This is a genomic window from Nonomuraea sp. N2-4H (assembly GCF_045291505.1).
Classification (GTDB): domain Bacteria; phylum Actinomycetota; class Actinomycetes; order Streptosporangiales; family Streptosporangiaceae; genus Nonomuraea; species Nonomuraea fastidiosa.
In genome coordinates, this window is the sequence record NZ_CP147987.1 from 5,562,373 (window position 1) to 5,575,087 (window position 12,715).

Annotated in this window: 8 protein-coding genes and 1 pseudogene; 5 read left to right on the forward strand and 4 right to left on the reverse strand. The window is 70.8% G+C overall.

The features are described from left to right. Positions 1–830: 830 nt before the first annotated feature. A complete protein-coding gene (gene dnaG / locus WBK31_RS25435; protein WP_378787174.1) occupies positions 831–2,672 on the reverse strand; it encodes a DNA primase in 1,842 nt (613 codons plus the stop codon). A gap of 253 nt (positions 2,673–2,925) precedes the next feature. Here dnaG and WBK31_RS25440 point away from each other — a divergent pair, with 253 nt between their 5' ends. Next, positions 2,926–3,843 (forward strand): M23 family metallopeptidase, encoded by a 918-nt coding sequence (locus WBK31_RS25440; RefSeq protein WP_378787172.1) that lies wholly within the window; start codon positions 2,926–2,928, stop codon positions 3,841–3,843. A gap of 69 nt (positions 3,844–3,912) precedes the next feature. Here the strand turns inward: WBK31_RS25440 and WBK31_RS25445 are convergent, their stop codons facing one another. Further along, a complete protein-coding gene (locus WBK31_RS25445) occupies positions 3,913–5,133 on the reverse strand; it encodes a deoxyguanosinetriphosphate triphosphohydrolase (protein WP_406673287.1) in 1,221 nt (406 codons plus the stop codon). 101 nt (positions 5,134–5,234) lie between these two features. Here WBK31_RS25445 and WBK31_RS25450 point away from each other — a divergent pair, with 101 nt between their 5' ends. The 3 genes from WBK31_RS25450 (at position 5,235) to WBK31_RS25460 (ending at position 8,412) form a co-directional block, all read left to right on the forward strand. Continuing rightward, positions 5,235–6,713 (forward strand): M48 family metallopeptidase, encoded by a 1,479-nt coding sequence (locus WBK31_RS25450; RefSeq protein ID WP_364056735.1) that lies wholly within the window; start codon positions 5,235–5,237, stop codon positions 6,711–6,713. A gap of 249 nt (positions 6,714–6,962) precedes the next feature. Next, the gene (locus WBK31_RS25455; protein ID WP_364056738.1) at positions 6,963–7,643 is read left to right on the forward strand and encodes a hypothetical protein; all 681 of its coding nucleotides are present in this window, start codon (positions 6,963–6,965) and stop codon (positions 7,641–7,643) included. 226 nt (positions 7,644–7,869) lie between these two features. Further along, positions 7,870–8,412 carry a GNAT family N-acetyltransferase gene (locus tag WBK31_RS25460; RefSeq protein ID WP_406673288.1) on the forward strand — a complete coding sequence of 181 codons (543 nt, stop codon included), beginning with the start codon at positions 7,870–7,872 and terminating at the stop codon, positions 8,410–8,412. Positions 8,413–8,427: 15 nt separating this feature from the next. Here the strand turns inward: WBK31_RS25460 and WBK31_RS25465 are convergent, their stop codons facing one another. Further along, positions 8,428–8,889: a MarR family winged helix-turn-helix transcriptional regulator gene (locus tag WBK31_RS25465; RefSeq protein WP_378787168.1), complete on the reverse strand. Its 462-nt coding sequence runs from the start codon at positions 8,887–8,889 to the stop codon at positions 8,428–8,430. Positions 8,890–8,988: 99 nt separating this feature from the next. Here WBK31_RS25465 and WBK31_RS25470 point away from each other — a divergent pair, with 99 nt between their 5' ends. Continuing rightward, positions 8,989–9,765 (forward strand): alpha/beta fold hydrolase, encoded by a 777-nt coding sequence (locus WBK31_RS25470; protein ID WP_406673289.1) that lies wholly within the window; start codon positions 8,989–8,991, stop codon positions 9,763–9,765. Positions 9,766–9,884: 119 nt separating this feature from the next. On the opposite strand, the pseudogene ppdK reads toward WBK31_RS25470, so the two are convergent. Next, positions 9,885–12,519: pseudogene (gene ppdK, locus WBK31_RS25475) on the reverse strand (pyruvate, phosphate dikinase). Positions 12,520–12,715 lie beyond the last annotated feature (196 nt).

Consider the following 12,715-nt stretch of genomic DNA (forward strand, 5'->3'; position numbering starts at 1 on the left):
GCGCTCAGCCGCCCACGAAGCCGCTGCGCAGTGCAGGTGCCAGAGCGGTTCGGCCGTCCCGCTAGGCGGTCGCGCCGACCGTGCGCGATGGGGCGCTCGGGTGGCCGCATCGCGCGACGCTGCCGCCGGGCCCGCTCAGACGGCTGTCCGCACACGCGTCGCGGGTGACCGGTGGCGACACGGCGAACGGGGAGCATGACGCCACGCTCAGCCGCTCACGAGGCTGACGCGCAGGCCGTGGGCAACGGTGTCCGGGCGTCCTGCTCGGCTGCCGTGCAAGGATGCGGGCTGGGGCTGCTCAGGTGGCCGGATCGCCCACAGCGGCGCGCTGGAGCCGCTCATGCGGCCCACCTGCCACGCGCATCAGCGCCGCATACGAGAACCCTCAACCGCCCACAGGGCACCCGCACCGGCCACACGGTAGGCCCGCGGGCAGGACCGGCTCAGCCGCCCGCGACACCGCCGCACATGGCGGTGGGACGCTCGCCTGCGGGGGCCGTCGCGCGGGCGGCGAGCAGGCCCCTCATCCGCCCGTAGGACAGTCCCGCAGGTCAGCCGTGAGCAACCGCCGCGAGGCGCCGGTAAGCGGCGCCTCGCGGCCGGGGCAGGAAGCCGCCGGAAGTGGTCCGTTGCCCAGGCCACAGGCCCCACGGGGCAGCCGTCGCGAGGCCCCGGAAGCGGGGCTCCGTGGCCGAAGCAGGCGGCCGCCGGGATCGGCCCGTCCCCAGGCCACAGGCCACAGGCCACAGCGAGCCTGCTCCGTTCGGGCGGACGCCGTCGTTGTGGTGGTGAGCCGCCGCAAGAGGCCGGTGCGCGGCGGCCGAAGCGGGTCAGCCGCCGGCGAGGCGGTCGCGGAGGACGCGGCGGCGTTGTTCCAGTGCTACCAGCTCGCCGAACAGCTTGTTGTACTCCTGCTGCTCCTCCACCGGGTTGAGCCGCTGGATGCGGGACTTGACCTGGGCGATGGCGCGGTCGACCGGCATCGCCTCGGCGGCGGCCATGATGTCGTTGGCGTAGCGCTCCTCGGCGTGGGCGTCGGCGTGGATGGGCTCGACGGCGAAGCGGGTGACCAGCGCCCGCGTGCCCTCCTCGTGGGCGTGCTCCATGAGCCGGTCGACCCACTCGCGGCCGCCGTGGCCGGCCGAGACGACGCCGCCGGCGGCCATGATGACGCGGTGGAGCGCCGCGTGCTCGGGCGTGGTGAACGCGTCGGCCTCCAGCGCGTCGAAGCGCGGCCCGAGCAGCGCGGGCCGCTGCACGGCGAGCTTGAGCAGCTCGCCCTCGACCCGCGCGCTCGGATCGACGGGCGCCGCCTGCGGTGCGCGCCTGCGGCGGCCCTGCTGGGCGCCGGAGACCTCGGAGATGCGCTGCATGACGAAGCGTTCGTCCATGAACCCGAGCCAGCGGTCGAGGTCGATGGCGTAGCGCTTGCGCAGCCCGGCGTCCTTGATGCCGGCCACGATGGGCGCGGCGGCGTCGAGCGCGGCGATCTTGCCTTCGTTGCTGCGCAGGTCGTAGCGGGAGATCGTGCTCCTGATCGCGAACTGGAACAGCGGCTCGCGGCTCGCGATGAGGTCGCGCACGGCCGCGTCGCCCTGCTTGACGCGCAGGTCGCACGGGTCGAGCCCGTCGCTCTGCACCGCGACGTACGTCTGCGTGACGAATTTCTGCTCGTCGGCGAACGCCCGCAGCGCCGCTTTTTGACCCGCCTCGTCGCCGTCGAAAGTGAAGATCACCTCGCCGCGGAACTCGGCCTGGTCGAGCAGGAAACGCCGCAAAACCTTGATGTGCTCTTCGCCGAACGAGGTGCCGCACGTGGCCACGGCGGTGGGCACGCCGGCGAGATGGCAGGCCATCACATCGGTGTAGCCCTCGACGATCACGGCCTGCGCGCGCTTGGAGATCTCGCGCTTTGCAAGATCGATTCCATAAAGGACCTGGCTCTTCTTGTAAAGCGGCGAGTCAGGTGTATTGAGATATTTCGGGCCATCATCGGAATCGAGCAACTTACGTGCGCCGAAACCGATCACATCGCCCGTGGCGTCCCGAATCGGCCAGATCAGCCGGCCCCTGAACCGGTCGATGGGCCCGCGCCTGCCCTCCCTGGCCAGGCCGCCCTTCACCAGCTCGTCGACGGTGAATCCGCGGCCCAGGAGGTGGCGGGTCAGCGCCTCCCACTCGGCCGGCGCGTACCCGACACCGAACTTCTCGGCGTCGGCACGCTCGAAGCCGCGCTCGGACAGGAAGCGCCGCCCCGGAGCCGCCTCGGGGCTCATGAGCTTCTCGGCGTAGAACTCGGCGGCGATGCGGTGGGCCTCGATGAGGCGGGCGCGCTCGCCGTGGTCGCGCCTGGGGACGTAGCCGCCCTGCTCGTACTGGAGCTGGATGCCGGCCCGCTGGGCGAGCCGCTCGACGGCCTCCGTGAACGAAAGGTGCTCGATCTTCTCGACGAACGTGATCACGTCGCCGCCCTCGCCGCAGCCGAAGCAGAAGAACATGCCCCGCTCGGGCGTGACGTTGAACGACGGCGTCTTCTCGTCGTGGAACGGGCACAACCCCTTGAGATTGCCGCCCCCGGCGTTGCGCAACTGGATGTGCTCGCCGATCACATCGGCGATGGGAGAGCGCTCGCGCACGAGCGCGATGTCGACGTCACGGATCCGGCCAGCCACGCCGGGAAGTCTATTCCGCCCCACCGACGGTTCTGCTCGTCGTGGGTGTCCCCGGCATGGGGAGTGGGCCGCCCTGACATGGGAGTGCGGGTGTCCCCGGCATGGCAGATCACGGGTGTTCACGGCGCGGGAAACGGGGAGGTAGCGGAGGGTCACCACGCGGCTGCTAAAGGGGGAAAGCGGCAATGCGGGGGCTCCCGGTCGGCTACAAAGGTAAAGGTTGTCGGTGGAAACGGTGACACGGGTGGAGAACATGCGATCGGGGCTTATCGGACGTTGGGCGGCCGTCACGGGCGCCGTGCTGCTGACCGGTGCCTGCACCCAGGCCACTGGCCTCGCGGGAGTCGGCGTGGGCCGCTCGGCCACGCCTCCCGCCACCGTTCCCGCATCGGGCCCCGCCGGAGGGACGGCGGCCGAGCCGACGCCGACGGCGAGCCCCGCTCCGACCCCGGAGCACCAGGCGGCCGAGCGACCCAAGGGCGACGACCCGGTCAAGGTGCCGCCGCCGAAGCTGTCGAAGTACACCTACACCTTCCCCGTGAAGGGCTGTAAGGTCAGCTACCAGCGCAAACTCCTGGTGCTGCCCAAGACGACGATCTGGGCCAAGGAGGGCTGCTCGTTCGTCGCGCCCGTGGACGGCGTGGTCGACGAGGTCAACCTCACCGACAACTGGTCGCCCGCCACGGACGCGGGGGCGGCGCGCGAGGGCAAGTTCGTCACGATCATCGGGGCCGACGGCGTGCGCTACCTCGGCGGCCACCTCTCCTCCGTCGCCGACGGGATCAAGCCCGGCACGAAGGTCAAGGGCGGCCAGGTGCTGGGGAAGGTGGGCAGGTCGGGCAACGCCCGCGACACCGGGTCCAACCTCTACTTCGCGATCTCGTGGAAGACCGGCCCGGCCTACTGGTGGGTGCGCAGGGGCATGGTCAAGCCGTGGGACTACCTCGACGCCTGGCGTAAGGGCAACCGCACGCTCTCGCCCCGCGAGGAGACGCTGAAGCTGCGCAAGAAGCTGGGCGAGACCCCGCCCTGCACCGTGCAGTGCGTCGGCAAGGTGGTGGCGCCGGTGCAGACGACGACGTCCAGCACCCCGAAGCCGACGAGCAAGCCCAAGAAGCGCAAGCCGCGCGAGGAGGAGATCGTCACGCTCAACCCGACGACCGCTTCTTGAGGCGGATGGCCGTCTGAGCCTCGCGCAGTCAGCGTGAAAGGCAGCGGTGCCAGGCGACGGCCTGAGCGGTCAGCGTGAAAGGCGGCGGTGCCAGGCGACGGCCGAGGTGTCGGTGAGCGAGGCGATCTGGTCGATCACCACGCGTATGCGGGCCGGGTCGTCGGGCGCCTCGATGAACGCGGGCCTGAAGGCGGGCTCCAGCGTCTCCGGCGCGCCGAGCGTGATCAGTGAGGCCAGCTCGGTGATGAGGTCGCGCTGCCTGGCCTGGTTGGCGTGGTGGAACTCGGTGGCCATCACGTAGTGCGCGGTGACGCCCTTGAGCAGCGCGCACTCCAGCCGGGTGGCGCGCGGCACGACGAGGTCGGCGCGGTGCCGCGCTCCGTGCACCTCCTTGGTGGCGGCCTGCGCAGAGCGGCAGAAGCGGCCGATGAGACCGCTGGTCAGCGCCTTCAGCCCGGCCAGGTCGGCGAGCGTGGCCGCGAAGTGGCGGGGCCACAGCGGGTCGTCGATCAGCTTGGCGAAGACCTCCTCCAGCTCGTTGAGGTCGGCTCCGGGGGCGTACCAGGTGCGGGTGGTGTCGCAGACGTCGGCGCGCTCCCGGCGCGACCGCAGCGCCTCGGGGGTGACGTGCCCCGAGTGCAGGGCGTCCTCCAGGTCGTGTACGGAGTAGGCGACGTCATCGGCCCAGTCCATGATCTGCGCCTCGAAGCTCACCCGGCCATCGGGCGCGCCCTGCCTGATCCACTCGAACACCGGCAGGTCGTCGTGGTAGACGCCGAACTTGGGCGACTTGTCGCACGTCCAGGGGTACTTGATGGAGGCGTCGAGCGCGGCGCGGGTGAGGTTGAGCCCGGCGCTGCGGCCGTCCTCGGTGAGCACCTTGGCCTCCAGCCTGGTGAGCAGGCGCAGGCTCTGCGCGTTGCCCTCGAAGCCGCCGCATGAGGCGGCGAGCGCGTTGAGCGCGACCTCTCCGTTGTGCCCGAACGGCGGGTGCCCGAGGTCGTGCGCCAGGCAGGCGGTCTCCACCAGGTCGGGATCGACGCCGAGCGTGGCGCCCATCTCGCGGCCCACCTGGGCGCATTCGAGCGAGTGCGTGAGGCGGGTGCGCGGGATGTGCTGGCCGCCGCCGAGCGTCTCGACGGGGCCGACGACCTGCGTCTTGGCGGCCAGCCTGCGTAGCGCGGCGCTGTGCAGCACGCGAGCTCTGTCCCGTTCGAAGGCGGAACGCTGAGGATTGCCGGGTGGCTCGGGAACCCAACGCTCCTGGTCGTGCTCGTCGTAGTACGCCATATGTGCGGTGATTTTCTCCAGTTTCGTCTCTCCGCTAGTGTCAAGCCTCGCGAGAACCCCTGCCCCGGGAGCCCTCCCCCATGACGACAGCATTCCGAGCGGTGTTGGCCTTCACCCTGCTCGCCGGCTTCTACGTGCTGGTCGGCCTCATTCTGGCAGCCGCCGTCTTCTTCGACGTGCTGCTTTTCGTGGACTTCCACACCAATCTGGTCAAGTTCGCGGTCGTGCTGACGCTGGCGGCGGGCGCTCTCGTACGCGCGCTGGTGATGGTCAGCCGCCGCCGCGGGGGCGAGCAGCCGGGCGTGGCGGTGGGCCGCGAGCACGAGCCGGTGCTGTGGCAGACGGTCGAGGAGCTGGCCCAGCGCGTCCGTACGGCGCCGCCGGACGAGATCCGGCTGGTCCCCGAGGTGAACGCGGCGGTGTCGGAGGACACCAAGTTCCTCGGCATGAAGGCGACCAAGCGGCGGATGTTCATCGGCCTGCCGCTGTTGCAGACGCTCACCGTGGACGAGCTGCGCGCGGTGCTCGGGCACGAGCTGGGCCACTACAGCGGCGCGCACACCCGGCTGGGCGCGCCGGTCTACCGCGGCAGGGTCTCGCTGATCGCGACCGTCCAGGGCCTGCAGAACCACCCGTTCGTGCAGCGCCTGTTCACCTGGTACGCCAAGCTCTACCTGCGCATCTCCCAGGCCGTCTCGCGCAAGCAGGAGCTGGAGGCCGACCGGTTCGCGGTGGCGATCGGCGGCCGGCAGGCCATGGCGGGCGCGCTGCGCAAGATCCACGCGACGGCGGCGGGCTGGGCGCTGTACGCCGAGAACTACCTCGTCCTGACCGGGGCGGGCGGCGCCAGGCCGGCGTCCGTGTTCGGCGGGTTCCACGCGCTGATGAGCGACCCCGAGCGGCAGGCGCAGATCGCCAAGCTTGCCGAGCAGCCCGAGGAGGTCTCGCCGTACGACTCCCACCCGAGCCTGGCCGAGCGCCTCGCGGCCATCGAGCACCTGCCCGAACCGCAGCAGGTGCCGGACCCGCGCTCGGCGCTGACGCTGCTCGTCGATCCCAACGTGGCGGTGCAGGCCGTCGAGCAGTCGATGTGGAGCCCTGAGGCGCTGATGACGCTGCGCCCGGTGCCGTGGGAGGAGCTGGTCGCGCACGGCATGTACGCGGCGCGCAACGCCGAGGCCCTGCACGACCTGGCGATCGCGGGCCAGCAGGTGATGGGGGCCTCGCGGCCGTACCTGGACGCGGCGTTCGAGGCGATCGCCCGCGGGCGGCAGGCCGAGCTCGAGGCCAAGCTGCTCGAGCAGGGCTGGAACCCGTCGCCGACGCTGCTCGCCGGGGTGCTCGGCCAGGCGCTCGAGGCGGTGCTGATCCAGCTCGGCCAGGCCAAGTGGACGCTGTCGTGGTCGGGGCCCGCGCGACTGCTTTACGACGACGGCGAGGAGGTGGCGCTGTCGGAGTACGCCGCCCAGGTCGCGGCCAACCCGGCGGCGGTGCCCGGGCTGCGGCAGTGGCTCGGCGACCACGGCATGCGCCACGACTACGTGCCGATCGAGGAGCCCCGCCCGGCCGCCCTGCACTGACCCCGCCGCCGCACGCCACCGGCCTGGCAGCGCCCCATAGCGGCACCGGCGCCTGCCCCGGCAGCGCCTCGGTAGCGGCCCTCACACCACCCCGGCAGCGCCCCGGTAGCGGCCCCGGCACCGCCCCTGCACCCGCTGCGACACCGGACCTCGACGGAGATCGCCCCGAAAAATCGCCGATCCCTTGCCAGGTTGCGATCCGTGGCCTTACGGTCACCGTTAGCATACGGACGGCCTGGAGGAGGCCATGTGAGCAGGCAGGACGGCGGGGCCCGGGCGATGCTTCCGCACATCGCCTGGCGCCTGGAGGAGATGCTCGCGGCCATCGCCGAGCGCCGGCCGCGCGCGACGGGCGCGATCGAGCAGGCGCTGCGCAAGGTGCCGCGCCACTGGTTCGTTCCCTCACGCGGGCTGGTGCTCGAAGACGACGGCGCGCGGCCGATCGACCGCGACGACGATCCGACCGCCTGGTGGGACGCCGTCTACTCCGGACGGCCGATCGCCACGCCGAGCCCCAAGGGCTCGAGCTCCTACCGCTGCGTGATGCTCGCCCCGAGCTGTGTCGTCGACCTGCTCGAACTGCTCGATCCGCAGCCCGGTCAGCGGATCCTCGAGGTGGGCACGGGCAGCGGCTGGATCACCGCGCTGCTGTGCCGGCTGACGGGCGAGTCGGGCAGCGTGACGTCGGTCGAGGGCGACGCGGCGGTGGCCGAGGACGCGTGGCGGAACCTGGTGGCCGCCGGAGTGCGCCCCCACCTGATCGTCGGCGACCCGGCGCGCGGGTGCCCGGAGCGGGCGCCCTACGATCGGGTGCTCGCGCCGTCCGTCATGCCCGACACGTGGGTGTCGCAGGCGCGGCCTGGCGCGGTGATCGTCGGCGGGAACGACCGGGCGGCGATGCGGCTCGTGGTCCCCTCGGACGACGCCTGACCTCAGCGGGGAGTCGACCGGACCGTCACACTGCCCGCCTCCCCGCCGCCTGCCCGCCGGCGAGTACGCGCTGCTGCCCGGCCTGCCCGATCCTGAGCTGACCTCGCACGCCGCGCGCCGCCCTTCTTCTCCGGGGGCGGCGCGCCCGCCTGATGGCCGCGTCCGTACGGTTCTGGCCGGATTTATTCGGTTGACCGCGCGTACGGCCGGTCATGACGATGGCCGGGTGCAGATCGAATACAAGCGGCTGGCACCAGAGGACAACGAGAAGCTGGTCGATTTCCTGATGTCCAGCCCGTGGCCGTTCCACGCCAGCGTCCCAGAGCCCGACGCGATCAGGCAGCGGGTGGCGTCCGGTGTCTACGACGACGCCGACAACCGTACGTTCTGGCTGCTCGCCGACGGCGAACGAGCGGGGCTGATCAGGCTGACCGACCTCACCGACCCCACGCCCATGTTCGACCTGCGGATCAGCTCCAAGTGGCGGGGACGCGGGCTCGGCAAGGCGGCGGTGCGCTGGCTGACGGAGTACCTGTTCAACGAGTTCCCGGAGATCCGGCGGGTGGAGGGGCAGACCCGCGGCGACAACGCGGCGATGCGGGCCGTCTTCCGCGCGTGCGGCTACATCAAGGAGGCCCACTACCGCGAGGCGTGGCCGTCTCCCGACGGGTCGGTGCACGCCTGCATCGCGTACGCGATCCTGCGCCACGACTGGGCCACCGGCACGACGACGCCCCTCGTCTGGGACGACGAGCCTGTACGAACGTGACCCCCTGCGGCCCGCTCAGTCCACGTCGACGTCGTCGAGCAGCCTGAGCAGCCGCGAGAGCACGCGCAGGCAGGCATCGACCTCGGCCTCGGTCAGGTCGGCGCCCACCTGCCGCAGCACCGCGCGTTCGCGCGCGATCACCGCGTCGATGGCGGCCCGCCCCTTGCCGGTCAGCCGGATCAGCGACGAGCGCTTGTGCGCCGGGTTGGGCACCGTCTCGACCAGCCCACGCGCCATCGCGTCGTTGGTCATGCGCTGTACGAACTGGCGGCTCAGCGCCTGCGCCCGCCCCATCTGCGGGACGGTCATGGGGCCGAGGTCACGCAGCATGTTGAGCACCGCCCGCACTCCGACCGACAGGCCCTCGATGGGCGCATCCTGCTCCACCTTGCGCTGGGCGCGCCGGTAGAGGGGGCCCACCAGGTCGAAGACCTCGGTGAGCCGGTCGGTCACCGGCTGCCGTGCCGCCTCACTCACCCTCCCATCATGACACCTCAGTTGTCATCCCGAACGCCTTCACCCGGCGATATGACACCTTAGTTGTCATTCTCACGCGAACATGACACCTTGGTTGTCATGATGGGTCTGTTCTGGATCGAGCGTGGCACCGGCATGCCCGTCGTCCTGCTGCACGGCGGCTTTCTCGACCACACGATGTGGGACGACCAGATCCCGGTGCTCTCCGAGCGCCACCGGGTCATCGCGTACGACGCGCGCGGCCACGGCCGCTCACCCAACGCCGACGGGCCGTACCGGCTGACCGACGACCTCGCCGCCCTGCTGCGCCACCTCGGCACGGGGCCGGCCGTGCTGGTGGGAGTCTCCATGGGGGCGGGACTCGCGGTGGACACGGCCCTCGAGCACCCCGACCTGGTGCGGGCCCTGGTGGTGACGGGGGCGGGGACGAGCGAGCCGTGCTTCGAGGACCCGTGGACCCTGCGGGCGCTGGCCGCCTGGCACGGCGCGATGGCCGCGGGCGACCTTGAGGGCTCGGTCGAAGGGCACCTGACGCTCGGCATCGGCCCTGGCCGCGACCCCGCCGGCCTCGACCCCGAGGTGGTGCGGCGGCTGCGCGCGATGGCGCGCGGCACGATGAGCAAGCATGCCGTGGGCGAGCCGAACCACGTCGTGCCCGTGACCGACACCTGGCGGCGGATCGGCTCGATCCGCGTGCCCGTGCTGGCCGTGCACGGCGCGCTGGACTCCCCCGACCACATCGCGATGGCCGAACGGCTCGCCACCACGGCCGCCGGCGGGCGCTCGGTGACGATCGAGAACGCCGGCCACTACCCGAATATGGAACGGCCGGACGAGTACAACAGAGTCCTCGAGGACTTCCTCGCCTCGCTGTGACACCTCCCCACTCGGCACAGCAGAACGTGACAGCCGGGCTGGCTCTTGAAGGGGGATGGGCGGGACCGGCGTCGGCGCCCGCCGGGGATTCGGGCGCCGACGCCAGTGGTCTCAGCGGTTCAGCGGGTGTCGGAGTCGCTTTCGGACAGCGCCGCGCGCCCCGCCTCCAGCCGCGCCACCGGGATGCGGAACGGCGAGCAGGAGACGTAGTCGAGGCCCACGTCGTGGCAGAAGTGCACCGAGTCGGGGTCGCCGCCGTGCTCGCCGCAGATGCCGAGGTGCAGATCCGGCCGGGCGGCCCGGCCCTCGGCCACGGCGATCTCGATGAGCCGCCCGACGCCGTCCCTGTCGATGCTCTCGAACGGCGACACCCCGAAGATGCCGAGGTCGAGATAGCGGTGGAAGAACGACGACTCGACGTCGTCGCGGGAGAAGCCCCACGTCATCTGGGTCAGGTCGTTGGTGCCGAAGGAGAAGAACTCGGCGGACTCGGCGATCTGGCCCGCGGTGAGCGCCGCCCTCGGCACCTCGATCATGGTGCCGATGAGCGCGTCCACGCCGGTCTCCGCGAGGATCTTGACGGCCTCCTCCCGTACGGACTCCAGCTCCTGGACGGTCGCCACCAGCGGGATCATGATCTCGGGACGCGCGCCAGGCACCTCCTTGGCGGCCTGAGCGATGGCCCTGACCTGCATCGCGAACAGGCCGGGGATGACCAGGCCGAGGCGCACGCCGCGCAGGCCCAGCATCGGGTTCTGCTCGTGCAGGCGCTTGACGGCGCTGAGCAGGCGGCGATCCTTCTCGGTGGCCTCCTGGGTGGCGGCCTTGACCGACAGCTCCACCAGGTCGGGCAGGAACTCGTGCAGCGGCGGATCGATGAGCCTGATGGTCACGGGGGCGCCGTCCATGGCGCGGAAGATGCCGATGAAGTCGGCCTTCTGCAGCGGCTCCAGCGCGTCGAGCGCGGCCTGGCGCTCCTCGTCGGTGGTGGCGAGCACCAGGTCCTCCACGAGCTGCCGCCGCTCACCGAGGAACATGTGCTCGGTACGGCAGAGCCCGATGCCCTGAGCGCCGAAGCGGCGGGCGCGGGCGGCGTCCTCGGGGGTGTCGGCGTTGGCGCGCACCCGGAGCCTGCGGGCGCCGTCGGCGTGCCGCATGATGCGGTCCACGGCCTTCACCAGGTCGTCCGCCGGTTCGGCGTCGCCCTCGAAGTACTCGACCACGGCCGACGGCACGACCGGGACCTCGCCGAGGAACACCTCGCCGGTGGTGCCGTCGATGGAGATGACGTCGCCTTCGGCGACCACCACGCCGCCGGGGGCGGTGAAGCGCCGCTCGGCGGTCTGCACCTCCAGCTCCTCGGCCCCGCACACGCACGTCTTGCCCATGCCGCGGGCCACCACGGCGGCGTGCGAGGTCTTGCCGCCGCGGCTGGTCAGGACGCCCTTCGCGGCGATCATGCCGGACAGGTCGTCGGGGTTGGTCTCGCGGCGTACCAGGATGACATCCTCACCCTGCCCGGCCAGCTCGACGGCGCGCTCCGACGAGAAGACCGCCTTGCCGACCGCGGCGCCGGGAGAGGCGTTCATGCCCTTGGCGATCCGCTGCCTCTCCGCGCCGCTGTCGAAGCGGGGGAACATGAGCTGCGCGAGCTGGTCGCCGGTGACGCGGGTGACGGCCTCGTCCATCGTGATCAGGCCCTGGTCGACGAGCTGCGTGGCGATGCAGAACGCCGCCGCGGCCGTGCGCTTGCCCACCCGCGTCTGCAGCATCCACAGCTTGCCGCGCTCGATGGTGAACTCGATGTCGCACAGGTCCCGGTAGTGGTTCTCCAGCGTCTCCATGATGCCGAGGAGCTCGCGGTAGGAGTTCGGGTCGATGCGTTCGAGTTCCTGCAGGGGCATGGTGTTGCGGATGCCGGCCACCACGTCCTCGCCCTGGGCGTTCTGCAGGTAGTCGCCGTACACGCCCTGCCTGCCGAGCCGGGGTCGCGGGTGAAGGCGACGCCGGTGCCGGAGTCGTCGCCGTAGTTGCCGAAGACCATCGCCATGATGTTGACGGCGGTGCCGAGGTCGGCGGGGATGCGCTCCTGGCGGCGGTAGAGAATGGCGCGCGGCGCGTTCCAGGAGTCGAAGACCGCCATGACGGCCAGCCGCATCTGCTCGCGCGGGTCGGACGGGAAGTCCTTTCCGGTCTGCTCGCGCACAATGCCCTTGTACGTCTCCACGAGCCGCTGCAGCTCGCCGGCGTCCAGGTCGGTGTCCTGGCGGCGGCCCTTCAGCCTGTCGAGCGCGTTCTCGAACAGGTCGCCGTCGATGCCGAGCACGGTCTTGCCGAACATCTGGATGAGCCTGCGGTAGGAATCCCAGGCGAAACGGTCGTTGCCGCCCGACTGCTTGGCGAGGCCGTGCACCGACTCGTCGTTGAGCCCGATGTTGAGTACGGTCTCCATCATCCCGGGCATGGAGAACTTCGCCCCTGAACGTACGCTCACGAGCAGCGGGTCGTCGGCCTGTCCGAGCTTCCTGCCCATCCGGGACTCCAGCGCCGCGAGATGCTCGGCGACCTCCTCTTCCAGGCCGTCGGGCAGGGAGCCTTCCGCCAGGTAGTGGCGGCACGCGTCGGTGGTGATCGTGAATCCGGGGGAACGGGCAGCCCGAGGTTCGTCATTTCGGCGAGGTTGGCGCCCTTACCGCCGAGAAGATCTTTGAGATTCCTGTTGCCCTCGGTGAAATCGTAAACGTACTTGGCCACCACAGCTCCAATCGAACGCCTCTGAACCGGACTCTACCGGTGAAATTGATGATGAAACTACACCCCTCCGTTAAGTCGTCGTTTGTGCTGGTAAACACGGTATGACAGGTCTAATCCAATTTGAAGGGTCATAGCCGAAGAATTGGATTAGACCAATTGGTTTACACCAATTCTTGAGAAAGGCGAGTGGCGGATG

Coding starts and splice junctions, on each gene's coding strand:
- WBK31_RS25470 (WP_406673289.1), top strand. CDS start 8,989: ATGATGGGTCTGTTCTGGATCGAGCGTGGCACCGGCATGCCCGTCGTC.
- WBK31_RS25440 (WP_378787172.1), top strand. CDS start 2,926: ATGCGATCGGGGCTTATCGGACGTTGGGCGGCCGTCACGGGCGCCGTG.
- WBK31_RS25445 (WP_406673287.1), bottom strand. CDS start 5,133: ATGGCGTACTACGACGAGCACGACCAGGAGCGTTGGGTTCCCGAGCCA.